Source organism: Pseudomonas sp. NPDC090592 (assembly GCF_044769185.1).
In the GTDB taxonomy this organism is placed as follows: Bacteria; Pseudomonadota; Gammaproteobacteria; order Pseudomonadales; family Pseudomonadaceae; genus Aquipseudomonas.
Genome location: NZ_JBIVXJ010000010.1, coordinates 199,181 through 213,058, shown reverse-complemented (window position 1 = coordinate 213,058; position 13,878 = coordinate 199,181). Strand labels below are relative to the sequence as shown.

The 13,878-nt window shown below is 59.8% G+C and carries 13 protein-coding genes; 8 read left to right on the top strand and 5 right to left on the bottom strand.

Annotated features, from left to right (window positions below; translation table 11 throughout):
* Positions 1-246: 246 nt before the first annotated feature.
* From ACIQUI_RS11830 to ACIQUI_RS11820, 3 genes are all read right to left on the bottom strand, one after another.
* Positions 247-756, bottom strand: coding sequence for a flavin reductase (locus ACIQUI_RS11830; RefSeq protein ID WP_391132331.1), 510 nt, complete (start codon positions 754-756; stop codon positions 247-249).
* Positions 757-857: 101 nt separating this feature from the next.
* A complete protein-coding gene (locus tag ACIQUI_RS11825; RefSeq protein ID WP_403198467.1) occupies positions 858-1,892 on the bottom strand; it encodes a methionine synthase in 1,035 nt (344 codons plus the stop codon).
* A gap of 26 nt (positions 1,893-1,918) precedes the next feature.
* The gene (locus tag ACIQUI_RS11820) at positions 1,919-2,902 is read right to left on the bottom strand and encodes a DUF1852 domain-containing protein (RefSeq protein WP_403198465.1); all 984 of its coding nucleotides are present in this window, start codon (positions 2,900-2,902) and stop codon (positions 1,919-1,921) included.
* Positions 2,903-3,230: 328 nt separating this feature from the next.
* Between ACIQUI_RS11820 and ACIQUI_RS11815 the strand changes: the two genes are divergently transcribed.
* Both ACIQUI_RS11815 and ACIQUI_RS11810 read left to right on the top strand, forming a co-directional pair.
* On the top strand, positions 3,231-3,644 hold the full coding sequence (locus ACIQUI_RS11815; protein WP_403198462.1) for a hypothetical protein: 414 nt from the start codon (positions 3,231-3,233) through the stop codon (positions 3,642-3,644).
* A 90-nt stretch (positions 3,645-3,734) separates the two neighbouring features.
* Positions 3,735-4,127, top strand: a complete 393-nt coding sequence (locus tag ACIQUI_RS11810; protein WP_403198460.1) for a hypothetical protein — start codon at positions 3,735-3,737, stop codon at positions 4,125-4,127.
* A gap of 341 nt (positions 4,128-4,468) precedes the next feature.
* Here the strand turns inward: ACIQUI_RS11810 and ACIQUI_RS11805 are convergent, their stop codons facing one another.
* Together ACIQUI_RS11805 and ACIQUI_RS11800 are read right to left on the bottom strand one after the other, a co-directional pair.
* Entirely contained in the window at positions 4,469-5,758 is a 1,290-nt protein-coding gene (locus ACIQUI_RS11805) for an arsenic transporter (RefSeq protein ID WP_403198458.1), read from the bottom strand.
* Between the two features lie 81 nt (positions 5,759-5,839).
* A complete protein-coding gene (locus tag ACIQUI_RS11800) occupies positions 5,840-7,225 on the bottom strand; it encodes a GntP family permease (protein ID WP_403198456.1) in 1,386 nt (461 codons plus the stop codon).
* Positions 7,226-7,577: 352 nt separating this feature from the next.
* On the opposite strand from ACIQUI_RS11800, the gene ACIQUI_RS11795 reads away from it, so the two are divergent.
* From ACIQUI_RS11795 to ACIQUI_RS11770, 6 genes are all read left to right on the top strand, one after another.
* Complete coding sequence (locus ACIQUI_RS11795; protein ID WP_403198454.1) at positions 7,578-8,507, top strand: malate dehydrogenase; 930 nt, start codon at positions 7,578-7,580, stop codon at positions 8,505-8,507.
* Between the two features lie 178 nt (positions 8,508-8,685).
* The gene (locus ACIQUI_RS11790; protein WP_403198451.1) at positions 8,686-9,168 is read left to right on the top strand and encodes an ImmA/IrrE family metallo-endopeptidase; all 483 of its coding nucleotides are present in this window, start codon (positions 8,686-8,688) and stop codon (positions 9,166-9,168) included.
* Positions 9,165-9,581, top strand: coding sequence for a hypothetical protein (locus tag ACIQUI_RS11785; RefSeq protein WP_403198448.1), 417 nt, complete (start codon positions 9,165-9,167; stop codon positions 9,579-9,581). Before ACIQUI_RS11790 ends, ACIQUI_RS11785 begins: the two co-directional genes overlap by 4 nt.
* Before the next feature lie 74 nt (positions 9,582-9,655).
* Positions 9,656-10,192 (top strand): sigma-70 family RNA polymerase sigma factor, encoded by a 537-nt coding sequence (locus tag ACIQUI_RS11780; protein WP_403198447.1) that lies wholly within the window; start codon positions 9,656-9,658, stop codon positions 10,190-10,192.
* Complete coding sequence (locus ACIQUI_RS11775) at positions 10,189-11,154, top strand: FecR domain-containing protein (protein WP_403198444.1); 966 nt, start codon at positions 10,189-10,191, stop codon at positions 11,152-11,154. The genes ACIQUI_RS11780 and ACIQUI_RS11775 overlap by 4 nt, the downstream gene beginning before the upstream one ends.
* Before the next feature lie 90 nt (positions 11,155-11,244).
* Positions 11,245-13,680, top strand: coding sequence for a TonB-dependent siderophore receptor (locus ACIQUI_RS11770; RefSeq protein WP_403198441.1), 2,436 nt, complete (start codon positions 11,245-11,247; stop codon positions 13,678-13,680).
* Positions 13,681-13,878: the final 198 nt, after the last annotated feature.

The following is a 13,878-nucleotide window of genomic DNA, read 5'->3' as shown; positions in this document are numbered from 1 at the left end:
CTGCTGCACCTGGTTTACGGGGTGGTGAAGTCGGGGATACCGTTTGACCCCAAAATCCCTCTTGCGGGGTGAGGGTCAAGACGGTATCTACAGGGACCGTGCAGGTCATCATTAGCATCAACTTCAAAATGGCCCGGGCGCGTTGATGCATGGCGTATCGAGAGCGGGTGGCCTTATTGGGCGAAGCTTCATCAGCACTTAGGTTGGCTGGCCCAAGGCCTTGTAGCAGGCTGCAATCCTGGACGCTCAAACCGCAATAAGCTCGGCAAGGTTGCGGTATTGGCCCTTGAAGTACAGCAATGGCTGCGAATCAGCCGCTTTCTGCAAGTTGAACGCCTTCACCTCACCAATCACGATCAGGTGGTCGCCCGCTTCGTGCTCTGCGTGAATTTCGCAATCGAGCCAGTACAAGCTGCCCGCAATGACCGGATTACCCAAAGGCGATTGCTGCCACTCCACGCCGTGCCACTTGTCCGTACCCCGCCGGGCGAACTGGTTGGAGACATTGACCTGTTCACCGGACAGGATGTTGACCGCGAACCGACCGGCCTGGCGGATTCTAGGGTAGCTGGCCGAGCTGCGCATTACGCTGAATGACACCAGCGGTGGGCTCATCGACACGCTGTAGAACGACTGGCAAGTAAAGCCAATCGGCTCGTCGTCGATGTGCGTTGTAATCACCGTGATGCCAGAGGCGTAGTGCCCAAGCGCTTCGCGGAAGCTCAACGGCTCGATAGCAGTACTGGGGAGTGACATAGTGGGTCCTGGGTATTGATTACCGCTCGAAAGTGCAGGGGTAAGCCGAGCCAGCCCGATCACTCGGGCTGTACTCCACCTGAACCTTCGCTGCTTTAGGCTCAGCGCTTGTTCAGTAGCTCTTGACGGACAATTTCTGCGCCGGCGCTCAGGGCATTGAGCTTGCCTCTTGCCACGTGACGCGGCAGCGGCGCCATACCGCAGTTGGTGCAGGGGTAGAGCTTGTCGGCGTCTACAAATTGCAGGGCCTTGCGAAGCGTGTTTGCCACTTCTTCTGGTGTTTCGATGGCGTGGTTGGCCACATCGATGGCGCCGACCATTACTTTCTTGCCACGGATCAGCTCGATCAGGTCCATGGGCACGTGGGAGTTGTGGCACTCCAGCGAGACGATATCAATGCTGGACTTCTGTAGCTTGGGGAAGGCTTCTTCGTATTGACGCCATTCCGAGCCCAAGGTCTTTTTCCAGTCGGTATTGGCCTTGATGCCGTAGCCGTAGCAGATGTGCACGGCGGTTTCGCACTTGAGGCCTTCGATGGCGCGCTCCAGCGTAGCGACACCCCACTCGTTCACTTCGTCGAAGAAGACGTTAAAGGCAGGTTCGTCGAACTGGATGATGTCGACACCGGCCGCTTCGAGTTCGCGAGCTTCCTGGTTGAGGATCTTGGCGAACTCCCAGGCCAGCTTTTCGCGGCTTTTGTAGTGCGCGTCATACAGCGTGTCGATCATGGTCATGGGACCTGGCAGTGCCCATTTGATCGGTTGCGAGGTTTGCTGACGCAGGAACTTGGCGTCTTCGACGAACACGGGCTTGAGACGGGCAACGGCGCCCACCACCGTTGGCACGCTGGCATCGTAGCGATCGCGAATCCTTACGGTTTCACGTTTTTCAAAGTCCACGCCATCGAGGTGTTCGATGAAGGTCGTGACGAAATGCTGACGTGTTTGCTCGCCATCGCTGACGATGTCGATACCGGCGTGTTGTTGCTCTTGCAAAGACAAGCGCAGCGCATCTTGCTTGCCTTCGATCAGTTCATCACCTTGCAGTTTCCACGGTGACCAAAGTTTTTCAGGTTCTGCGAGCCAGGAGGGTTTAGGCAAGCTGCCAGCAGTCGACGTGGGGAGCAATTTTTTCACAATAAAAGACCTTGTACGTGGGCGATTCAAGCGGCGTAACGGGTAGACCACTGCTCAAGAATGGCGTGGTAAGGTTTGATGAAGTGCTCTTCGGCAAACTTCCCTTGCTCAATAGCGAGCCGGCCACGTTCTTCTCGATCATAAACAATACGCGTCAGCGAATAGTCCTGGTGTTGCAAGCTGGGTTGATAGGACTTTCCGGCTACGGAGTTCGCATTGTAGATTTCAGGGCGGTAAATTTTCTGGAACGTGTCCATCGTGCTGATGGTGCTGATCAATTCCAGGTTGGTGTAGTCACCCAGCAAGTCACCGGCAAAGTAGAAGGCCAGGGGCGCAACACTGTTCGGTGGCATGAAGTAACGCACCTTCAGGCCCATCTTCTTGAAATACTCATCTGTCAGGGAGTATTCATCCTGCTGGTATTCAGCACCGAGCACCGGATGCTGGTTCTCCGTGCGCTGATAGGTCTTGGCACTGGAGACACTCAGGCAGATTACAGGCGGCTTGTTGAAATGCGCCTTGTAAGCGTCCGAGCTGACAAAAGACTTGAACAGCTTGCCGTGCAGGTCGCCAAAGTTATCCGGTGTGCTGAACTCAGCGCGATCCTTGTTATGGCCCAGCAACAGCACGCTGAAGTCATAATCCCGCACGTACGATGAGAAGTTGTTGCCCACCATTCCGGCAATGCGCTCGTTGGTCAGGCGGTCAACCACGGTGGTTTTCAGGATTTCAATCAAGGGTAGAGCATGGTCGCTGTGCTCTGCCGCAATATTCATTTCTACAGAAATGATCTCAAGCTCGACGGAGTAGCGGTCAGCCTTGGGGTTGTCCCAGTGCGCCAGCGCATTGAAGCGGTTATCAATCATGTTCAATGTGTTGCGCAAATTCTCCTGACGGCTGGCCCCTCTCGCCAAGTTAGCGAAGTTGGTGGTTATGCGCGTATTGTTCGATGGTTGATAGTTTTCATCGAAACAAATGCTCTTAATGGCAAATGTAAAGTCATTGCTCATTTTGGCCTGTTACCCTGATCTCGTAATGGTTTCAGTGCGTCTTGTAGCGCTGTTGTTCAGCTAGCCAGAACTACACTGCCTATTTGAGATACATTTTAGGGGGCGCTATAGAGCGATAGCTAATGAATTGAATTCAGAGATTTTTTAGCGCTGCTCATGATGAGGCTAGGTTTGATTGAAAAATTCTCACCAGAATTTTCAGCACTGTGCGCAGCATCGTGTCGAGATTTTGCAGCGTGGGGCGCAAGATACGACCTGAAGGATATTCAGTGCAGGCACTGAGGCGTGTTACTTTCAGCGCCCCATTGCGCAACATATGGATCATCGTATGCGTACCGCCTTTCTCGCCGCTGCCGGGGTGGCTTTGCTATCCGGCTGTGCTACATCCCCGATTCCTTCCTCTCAGGCAGACCCTGTGCCAGCGAGCCGCCTGTTAGCGTTTCAAGCAACACCATCCACCCCTTACGGCACGCTTGTGGTCACTCGCGATTCAGGCTTCACCGGCAGCGCTTGCAACACCATCCTCTACATTGACGGCCAGAAATCAGCTGAAATTGCTTCGGGGGAGAGTGCAAGGTTCTACCTTGCGCCGGGCGAGCGAATTGTCGGGGTCAATTCCACTACCCTGTGCGGTGGGGGCCTGAAAGAGCGTGCATTTGTGCTGGATGCTGGCGCCACCAAGAAATACCGTATCTCGATTGATACCAGCATGAGCATGGATCTCTCGCCTACAGCTTTCTAGCCAGTCAGGGGCTTTCGCTGCCTCGCTGCACGAAATACAACCTTGAAGTCCGTAACGCCAGGCATCTCGCCACATTGAGGATACACCGCCATGGAAAGCGCATACGCCCACGTCAAACACAGGCTGCATAATCGTCGCTTCACTGTCGCCAACAACACCCAAGGCCTGTCGGGGACCGGCACGGTTTTCCACTATCTGGTCGAAGAATCTGCTATCACCAGCACCTATCAAGGCGGCCGGATTCGTTCCGGCCATCAGGTGGGCCGGGTAACCGGGCCGGATACCATCGAGCTGCTTTACCACTGCATCACCAACGACGGCGAAATGCTCGCTGGTTGGTCACGCGGCAGGGTAGGGGTCGATGAAGCTGGGCGCACTACGCTGCATTTCGTTTGGGGGTGGTTGTCGGGCGGGCAGGGTGGTGGGGAGTCCAGCTACGTCGAAGCCAAGGCAGCTGGCGCTGTGTTCGAGCAGATAAAGTAAAAACCACTGCAGGCTCGACGATGTATGTTCTGTCGCTGAGTAGCTGATCCATTTTCTGCACGTGCCGCGCGTGCTCGAAGGCCTCGAGCTGGCTGCTTTGCAGCCCTTCACGGGCTTGCCCGCCCTCATAGAACTGCACATCACTTACTGATTCAGCAGGGACCCTGTGGGAGCGGGCAAGCCCGCGAACACCGGCGCAGCCGGTGCCATGCACCGCGTAGGATTCTTCGCGGGCACGCCCGCTCCCACAGGGTACGCGGTGCGTCCGGCATCAGTTCTCTGCGCGAGAGCGCATGGGCAATCTCCCAAAGGGTCGGCGGCGCGCTTGCAAGCTTTCGCTCCTAGGCGGGCAGGCTCAGGCGCAAGGCCAGGGCGGCCAGGGTCGCGAGCAGGATCGGCAGGGTAAGCAGGGTGCCCACCTTGAAGTAGTAACCCCAGGTGATGCGGATGTTCTTCTGCGCCAGTACGTGCAGCCACAGCAAGGTGGCGAGGCTGCCGATGGGCGTGAATTTCGGCCCCAGGTCGCAGCCGATCACGTTGGCGTACACCATCGCGTCATGGATCACGCCCGTGGCATTGCTGCCCTGGATTGAAAGCGCACCGATAAGCACGCTGGGCAGGTTGTTCATCACCGAAGACAGCAACGCCGCGGTAAAACCGGTGCCCAACGTGGCGGCCCACAGGCCCTGCCCGGCAAAGTAGCTGAACAGTGTGGAAAGCGCATCGGTAAGGCCTGCGTTTCGCAAGCCGTATACCACCAGGTACATCCCCAGCGAGAACACCACGATGTGCCAGGGGGCGTGCCTGATGACCTTGCGCGTAGAGATGATGTGGCCCTTGCCAGCGATGACCAGAAGGATGACGGCACACAGCGTCGCGACAACGCTGACGGGTACACCGAGCGGCTCCAGCGCAAACAGGCCGGCCAACAACAGGGCCAGCACCCACCACCCCGCAAGGAATGTGGCCTGGTCCCGAATGGCCCGCTTGGGGGCGGCCAGTTGTTCGGGGTCGTACTGGGCGGGGATGGCCTTGCGGTAGAACAGCCACAGCATCAGCAACGTGGCGGCCACGCTCACCAGGTTCACTGGCCACATGACAGCGGCGTACTCACCAAAGCCTACCCCGAAGAAGTCGGCAGAGACGATGTTCACCAGGTTGGACACCACCATGGGCAGGCTTGCCGTGTCGGCGATAAAGCCCGCAGCCATGACGAAGGCGAGTGTGGCAGCAGGGCTGAAGCGCAGGGCGGTGAGCATTGCGATAACGATAGGGGTGAGGATCAGCGCCGCGCCGTCGTTGGCGAACAGTGCCGATACCGCCGCGCCCAGCAGCACCATCAGCGCGAACAGGCGCCCGCCGTTGCCCCGGCCCCAGCGGGCCATGTGCAAGGCTGCCCATGCGAAAAACCCGGCCTCGTCCAGCAACAGGCTGATGATGATGATCGCGATGAAGGTGGCCGTGGCATTCCACACCACGTGCCATACCACTGGTACATCACTGAGGCTGACCACACCGGTGAGCAGCGACAGGGTTGCGCCTGCAGCGGCACTCCAGCCAACGCCAAGGCCTTTGGGTTGCCAGATGACCAGTGTGAGGGTGAACACGAAGATCAGGGCAGCGATGAGCATGTGCGAACCTCAGCAGCACGAAGCCTGGCGGATGGGGCGGTCTTCCATGCCGGCAACCCGCCCCTATCGTTTTAATCCGCTTTAACCCACAGTGATAGCTGCATTCAACACCAGTACCACAATCAAACCGACTACCGCCACGATGGACTGCACCACCGAAATGGTCTTGGTGGCTTCGCCCATGCTCATGCCAAACGACTCCTTCACCATCCAGAAGCCGGCATGGTTGGCATAGTTGAAGAACAACGAGCCGCAACCGATGGCCAGGGCCAGCAACGGCAGGTTGAGGCTGGGGTCTGCACCTGCAAGCGGTGCCAGCAAACCGGAAGCGCCAACGATACCCACGGTGGCGGACCCGGTAGACACCGAGAGCAACATCGCAATCAGCCACCCCAAAATCAAGGGCGGGAAGGCCGATTGCTGGGTCAGGTGCACAATGGCATCGCCCACCTTGGCGCTGGTCAGCAGCTCCTGGAAGGCGCCGCCACCGGCGATGATCATGATGATGGAGGCGATAGGCTTGAGGCTTTTGCCCAACGCATCGCGCAGTTGTTCGGCGTCGCCGCCACGGGCCAGTACCAGGCTGGCGCCGGCGAACAGCACGCCCAGCAGCATGGCGATCAGCGGGTTACCGAGGAAGCTGGCCAGCTCCAGCAGTGCATTGCCTTTGGGCAGCAGCATTTCGGCCACGGCATGCACCAGCATCAGGATTGCCGGCAGCAGCGCGGCCAGCATGCCGATGAACACGCCTGGGCGGGGTTGGTCGCCGGCTTTTTCAGTCAGCGTGAACTGGTCGAGCAACGCCTGGTCGGGGCGTGTGCTCATACGTTTGGAAATGAACATGCCATACAGCGGGCCGCCCAGGACCATTGCCGGGATAGCCGCAAGGAAGCCGTAGAGCATGGTGGGGCCAACCGACGTCTTGAGCACGGCGATGGCGGTCAGCGGGCCTGGGTGCGGCGGCACCATGCCGTGCATGGCGGCCAGCGCCGAAATTACCGGCACACCTACATACACATAAGCCGAGCCTTTGAAGCGTGCCTTGCCTTCCAGCTTGCGCGCCACGCTGAAGATCAGCGGCAGCATGATCACCAGGCCCACTTCGAAGAACATGGGGATGCCGATGACGAAGGCAACCAGCATCATGGCCCACGGGATCATGCGGTCCGACGTGCGTTTGAGGATCACGTCAGCGACCTGCTCGGTGACGCCTGCGTCAGCCAGGATTTTACCCAGCATCGCGCCAAGCGCGATCACTACCCCGACTGCGCCCAGGGTCTTGCCGGCGCCGGTGATCAGGTGGGCGACGATGCTGCCGGGCTCCATGCGGGTTGCAAAGCCAACGCCGATGGACACCACCAGCAAGGCCAGCAGCGGGTGCATCTTCAGGCGCGACACGATAAGCGCCACCAGTACCAGAACACTGACCAAGGCAGTCAGCAACAGCTGTATATCTAAAGGAGTCATGCAAGGAATCTCGGTTGGGCAGGCGCTCTGGCGGCACTCAGGATTAGAAGGCGAACTGTTCGACGTCGAGAGGAATGGAGCTGAAGCCTGCGGATGGAGGTTCCGCACACGGCAAATGCACGTTGTTGCGTGGGGTAGTCATGGCACGATTCACCTTGTTATTTGGTCATCTATATGAATCGTTTCAAAGTATTTCGGTTGTGACCGGGTACTGTCAAGCGCAGGTGGTCGTCTCCAGGGGCGCGCGCTGTTGTCAGCCATCAGCTTCGAGTGGCCTTTTAGCCCCGGCGGGCAATACTTCTCTGTATACGCAGGCGTGTTCCTGGTGGCGCGCGCCGCTGGGAGGTGTCAGGTGAACAAACTTTCAATCATAGGTGCCGGCCTGGTCGGCGAAGCGGCGGCGCAGATCATCGCCCGGGATGAGCTGTGCCGTGAGCTGGTATTGATGGACGTGCAGGGTGAACTGGCGCAGGGCAAGGCGCTGGACGTGTGGCAGGCTGCCGTGGAATCCGGCTCGGATACCCGCGTTTACGGCGGCGCCAAGGCCGAAATGCTGGATGGCTCCGAGCTGGTGGTGATTACCGCAGGCGTGCCGCGCAAGCCCGGCCAGTCGCGCCAGGATGTGTTGAGCATCAACCTGCCGATACTGGATGGCATCATGGCCGACATCAAACACCATGCCCCAGCGGCAACGGTGCTGGTGGTGTCCAACCCGGTCGACGTGCTCACCTACCGCGCCTGGAGCCTCAGCGGCCTTGGCCGCGACAAGGTGTTCGGGCAGGCGGGGGTGCTGGATACCGCGCGCATGAAGTGTTTCATCGCCGAGCAAACCGGGTTTTCTGCACGGGACATCACGGCACTGGTGCTGGGCGGGCATGGCGACAGCATGGTGCCATTGATGCGTTATTGCCAGATCGGCTCGGTGCCGCTGTCCCACTTCCTGTCCAGTGACCAGATCGAGCAAATCGTCGAGCGCACGCGCAAAGGCGGCGGCGAGATCCTGGGGTTGAAGAAGATGGGCAGCGCCTGTGATGCACCGGGCGTGGCCATTGCGCAGATGGTGGATGCCATCGCCAACCAACGCAACCGTATCTTGCCAGCGGTGGCGATTCTGGAAGGGGAGTACGGGCGCAAGGACATCGCCATGGGCGTGCCCTGTGTATTGGCGGGCGCGGGGCTTGCGCGGGTAATCGAGTTGCCGCTGGATGCGCAGGAGCAGGCGATGTTTGACCATTCTGCCGATCAGGTGGCACGGGATATTGCCGAGATGAAGGCCCTTTGAGCGAAGGGCATGGCTTTATCGTCGGCGTGTGGGGATGCGATAAAGCCTGTGCACAGCGGTGAAAGGCCTGGAACGAACGACACATCATGTGTCAACCTGAATTTGACCTCTTCCACTTGACTTGTGCAAAATCGCGCCTCATTTTCGATGAAGAACCCGACCAAGCTCAGGAGGCCGAATGGAGTACCGTACTGCAAACGACGTCCTGCAAGCGCATTGGGACGGTCGGCTGCCTGTTGACCCGCTGGCAATCGCTCTGGCGATGGGTATTGAAGTCAAGGCGCTTGGTCCGTTCGATCAGGACAACTGGCGGCCAAACGAGAGCGGCCACTATTCCTATCGGGATGGAAAACCGCTGATCACCTACAACTTGACGGATGCGCCTGTCCGTCAGCGCTTTACCATCGCTCACGAGCTAGGCCATCACGTGCACGGTGATCTGGATGCCCCACGGGATACCATCGAGCAGTTCAGTGCAAGGGCACGAGACCCCAAAGAAGTTGCGGCCAACCGGTTTGCAGCTGCGTTGTTGATGCCGGCTGCATTGGTCAAGCACCTTGTACTCGAGCAAAGGGTCACAGACCTGGCTCGCTTGGCAAAAGCCTTTGGTGTGTCGACCGCAGCCATGGAGTTCAGGCTGAAAGCCATTGGGTTTCTATGACGAAATCAAGCGATGATCTGTCCCTTGGCGAAGCCGACAATGCAGGCCTTGTCAGTGACTATCTGAGACGGGAGTCCTGGCGTTTCAGGTGGGAAAAGCGCCTGACCAGTGTCACAGTGGCATTGGTGATCATTTTCTATCTAGCACTGCTTGGTTTCGTCTTTCTCGGCAACATGCGCATTTCCGCCGGCATGTGGTATTTCTTCACTTCGGTCAAACCTCACTCGACGGGCGATATTCCCATCATCGTGGCGTTATCGACAGTGCCTACGTTACTGCTTATTGCGTTGCTGCGGTATTTCCATCAACGACCAAAACCGGAGCAGGATGATTCACAAGCGCCGTTGCCGATCAGCGTCGAGGCCGCGAAAGAGCTCATCAAGGCTACGAGAGACGCCATGAAAGCACCCTGACAGCGCGGATTGCTCCTCGGAACGCATCCAAGCTACCATTGCTAATAATTCCTATTAGCACAATGGCGTCCCCCATGAATGCCCCTCCCAGTGCTCCAGCCCCTGGTTTCGAACTGGAGGCACTCTACCGTGCCCACCACGGCTGGATCCGCCAGTGGCTGCAGCGCAAGCTTGGCAACGCCCATGATGCGGCGGAGCTGGCGCAGGATGTGTTCGTGCGGTTGCTGACCAAACCCCGTGCCTTCAATGACCACGAGCACGCGCGCGCCTACCTCGGGCGCATGTCGCGCAATGCCTGTGTGGACTTCTGGCGGCGGCGGCGAGTGGAACAGGCCTACCTGGAGGTGCTGGCAGCCCAGCCAGAGCACCTGGTGCCGTCGCTGGAGCATCAGGCCGTCATCCTCGAAACCCTGGGGCAATTGCAGGCGATGTTCGAGCGCATGCCCAAGCGGGTGGCCGAGGCATTCTTCATGGCGCAGTTGCAAGGCATGAAGCAACGCGAGATTGCCGAGCAGCTGGGCGTAAGCGAACGCAGCGTGAACACATACCTGGCCCAGGCGATGTACCAGTGCCTGCTGCTGGAAGTGGACCTGGACGACGCGCTGACGTGAGCCGGGCGCAACTCGACCATGCCGTGCTGCAAGCGGCTGCCGGCTGGTTCGCGCGGTTGCACGCAGCGCCGAGCGACCCCGCCGTCAATGCACAATGGCGTGACTGGCTGAGCGAAGATGCGCGCCATCGCCTGGCCTGGTCCTATGTGGAAAACATCAACCAACGCTTCGGCAACCTCGACGGCCAGGCCGAGCAGGCGCGGCAAGTGTTCGACAGCGTTCGCCGTGGCCAGCAGTCGCGCCGGGCCGTGCTGGGCAGCTTTTGCGTGGCGGGTGCTGCCGGGCTGTTGGGGTGGGGCGGCTGGCAGCGGGGCTGGGTGGACTCGCCGCGCGCCTGGTTTGCCACCTATCGCACTGGCTTGGGCGAGGTGCGCCCGCTGACACTTGCAGATGGCAGCCAGCTGTGGCTGAACGGCGAAACGGCGCTGGATGTGCAGTTCGATGAGGGCGTACGGCAGCTGCGCCTGTATCGCGGCGAAATCCTGATCGAAACCGGCAACGACCCTCGGCCTCTTGCCGTCACCACGCGCGCGGGGCGCATGCAACCGCTTGGCACGCGCTTCAGCGTGCGGGACCAGGGGCTGGCAACCACCTTGAGTGTGTTCGAAGGTGCCGTGCAGGCCACCTGCTCCGGCAGCGGTGTGCAAACCACGCTGGGCGCCGGGCAAATGCTGGTGTTCGACGCGCATCAGGCGGGTGCGTCGACGGCTGCACAAGCCCTGCGCCAGGACTGGAGCCGTGGTGTGCTGGTGGCAGAAGACATGCCATTGGGCCAGGTAGTCGACGTCCTGCGTGACTACCGCCGTGGCCACCTGGGCATCGACCCCGCGCTGAACAGCTTGCGTGCGGTGGGTACATTCCCGTTGCTGGACACCGATCGCACCCTGGCGATGCTCGAGCGTGCGTTGCCCATTCGGGTGGTGCGCACCTTGCCTTGGTGGGTCTCGATCGAGGCGCGCTGAAAATTTTTCAAAATTCTTTTTCTGGTTTTGCGACGCTCATGCGCTTGGTGGGATGACGCTACTTCATCCTGCTTACGGAAGGACCCCTTCATGCTGCTTCGCGACCCTGCTTACCTGCGCCGCCATCCGCTGGCCCTGGCCATTTTCCTAGCCCTTGCTGGCCACGTTGCCGTCACCCAGGCCGACAGCAACAGCGTAGCGGCGCAAGGCGTGGTGTTCGACATCCCTGCCGGGCCGCTGGCGCAGCAATTGAACCTGCTGGCCAGCCAAGCCGGGTTGTTGATCGGTGGTGATGCCACGCTCACCGCCAACAAGCAGAGCCAGGCCGTCAACGCTACCAGTGTGGAACAGGCGCTGGCGCAGATGCTGGCTGGCAGTGGTGTGCAAGCCGTGCGTACGGGCGAGCGGGAATTCCAGCTGGTGCGCCAGGCCGAGGCCGCAGCAGGTGCGCTGACACTGGGCACCACCACCATCTCTGGTCAAGGCCTGGGCGACTTGACCGAAGGCACCGGGGCTTACGCCACGGGGCGTTCGTCCACGGCCACCAAGCTGCCGATGAGCCTGCGCGAAACGCCGCAGTCAGTCACCGTGGTCACGCGCCAGCGCATGGATGACCAGAACATGAAAAACCTCGATGACGTGATGCGCAATGCCACCGGCGTCACCATCATCAAGAACGGCAGTGAGCGCTCGCTGTACCAGGCCCGCGGGCAGACTGTGGAAAACCTGCAGATCGATGGCGTGCCGACCAACATCGGCAACCCGTACTCGATGGACACCATCTCCAAGCCCAACACCGACATCTACGACCGCGTGGAGGTGGTGCGCGGCGCCACCGGCCTGATGGAAGGCGCGGGTAACCCGTCGGCCTCCATCAACCTGGTTCGCAAGCGGCCCACGGCCGAGCCCCAGGCATTGATCGAAACCTCGGTTGGCTCCTGGGACGACTACAAGACCATGGTCGATTTGTCTGCGCCGCTGAACGACGCGGGTACCCTGCGCGGTCGCTCGGTCATTACCTATAACAACGCCCACAGCTACCTGGACACCGCCCAGAAAGAAAACCAGCTGTTCTACGGCATTGTCGAGGCCGACCTTGATGAGTCCACCCTGGCCACCATCGGCTTTACCTACCAGAAGGACCGCAACTCGGGTTACGACTGGTCGGGCCTGCCCAGCCAGCAGAGCGGCGCGTTCTACCCGATCTCGCGTTCCACCTCGCTGACCGGTGACTGGAACCACCTGGACAAGCGCAACACCACCCTGTTCGCCGATGTCCAGCACACCTTTGCCAACGGCTGGAAAGGCGTGGTGGCGGTAAACCAGATGTGGGCCAAGTCGGACTTCCTGGGCAACTACACCTACCCGGGTGGTGGCACCGACCTGTTCACCCTCAACCCACGCCACTTTCACTTCGACGACACCCAGACCAGCATCGATGGCTATTTCACCGGCCCGTTCCAGCTGCTCGGCCGCCAGCATGAGCTGATAGTGGGTGGCAACTGGAACAAGGACGACTTCGACTACCACGGCGGGCGCGATGCCACCTACCGCTACATTGTCGACATGAACAACCTGGCCGCGTTCGACCCGCCAAAGCCGACAGCCCTCAACGTCAACCAGTGGCAATACAACCGTACCCAGGAGCAGAAGGGTGTGTATGCGGCCAGCCGCTTCAGCCTTACCGACAGCACCACGCTCATCCTCGGCAGCCGCTGGAGCTGGTACAGCCACGATTCGCTGGACGACACCAATGGCGTGCGTGAACCCACCGACCACAAGCACTTCTCCAAAAGTGGCGAAGTCACCCCGTATGCGGGCCTGGTGCAGGACCTGAATGAAAACTGGTCGGCCTACGCCAGCTACACCGAAATCTTCAAGCCGCAGAGTTCGCAGGATGTGGATGGCAATACGCTGCTGCCGATGACGGGCAGCAACTACGAGGTTGGCTTGAAGGGTGAGTTTTTGGACAAGCGCTTGCAAACCTCCATCGCGCTGTTCCAGGCCGACCAGACCGGCCGTGCCGAACGGGTGACCTGTGCGCAGACCTTTGCTTGCTACCGGGCATCCGACAAGGTGCGCAACAAAGGCATCGAGCTGGAGCTGACCGGCGAGGTGCTGCCGGACTGGAACGTGTCGGCGGGGTATACCTATACCCAGTCCAAGTACATTGCTGGTGAGCAAAAAGGCGAAGACTTCAACGGCGCCTCGCCACGCCACCTGTTCAAGGTAGCCACCGACTACCGCCTGCCTGGCGTGCTCAACCAGCTGCGTGTGGGCGGCAGCTTCTACGCCCAGAGCAAGATGACCCAGACCGAGGCCGGCGCTAGCTACAAGATCCAGCAGGACGCCTACCACCTGACCAACCTGCATGCGATCTACGAGATCAACAAGCACTTCGAAGTGCAGTACAACCTGGATAACGTGTTCGACAAGAAGTACTACCAGACCCTGGGCAACCTCAACTACTGGAACTTCTATGGCGAGCCGCGCAATTTCAACCTGGCGCTGCGGGCGCGGTTCTAAGCAGGGTCCTGAACCTGGCGCTGGTCCTGTAGGCGCAACTGTCTTGCTCAAAACCTGAGGGCTGACGCGATCCCTGTGGGAGCGGGTTCACCCGCGAAGAGGCCGGCACAGGCAGCACAAGGCAGTTGCTCCCACAGGTAAACAGGGTGCAGTCACGACCGGTTGTAAATGAAAACCCTTATCGTTAAAGTCAGCGCC

Bases quoted from the DNA above. Each gene is read 5' to 3' on its own strand.
- ACIQUI_RS11830 (WP_391132331.1), bottom strand. From the start codon at position 756: ATGTCACTCCCCAGTACTGCTATCGAGCCGTTGAGCTTCCGCGAAGCG.
- ACIQUI_RS11820 (WP_403198465.1), bottom strand. From the start codon at position 2,902: ATGAGCAATGACTTTACATTTGCCATTAAGAGCATTTGTTTCGATGAA.
- ACIQUI_RS11815 (WP_403198462.1), top strand. From the start codon at position 3,231: ATGCGTACCGCCTTTCTCGCCGCTGCCGGGGTGGCTTTGCTATCCGGC.
- ACIQUI_RS11810 (WP_403198460.1), top strand. From the start codon at position 3,735: ATGGAAAGCGCATACGCCCACGTCAAACACAGGCTGCATAATCGTCGC.
- ACIQUI_RS11805 (WP_403198458.1), bottom strand. From the start codon at position 5,758: ATGCTCATCGCTGCCCTGATCTTCGTGTTCACCCTCACACTGGTCATC.
- ACIQUI_RS11800 (WP_403198456.1), bottom strand. From the start codon at position 7,225: ATGACTCCTTTAGATATACAGCTGTTGCTGACTGCCTTGGTCAGTGTT.
- ACIQUI_RS11790 (WP_403198451.1), top strand. From the start codon at position 8,686: ATGGAGTACCGTACTGCAAACGACGTCCTGCAAGCGCATTGGGACGGT.
- ACIQUI_RS11785 (WP_403198448.1), top strand. From the start codon at position 9,165: ATGACGAAATCAAGCGATGATCTGTCCCTTGGCGAAGCCGACAATGCA.
- ACIQUI_RS11780 (WP_403198447.1), top strand. From the start codon at position 9,656: ATGAATGCCCCTCCCAGTGCTCCAGCCCCTGGTTTCGAACTGGAGGCA.
- ACIQUI_RS11770 (WP_403198441.1), top strand. From the start codon at position 11,245: ATGCTGCTTCGCGACCCTGCTTACCTGCGCCGCCATCCGCTGGCCCTG.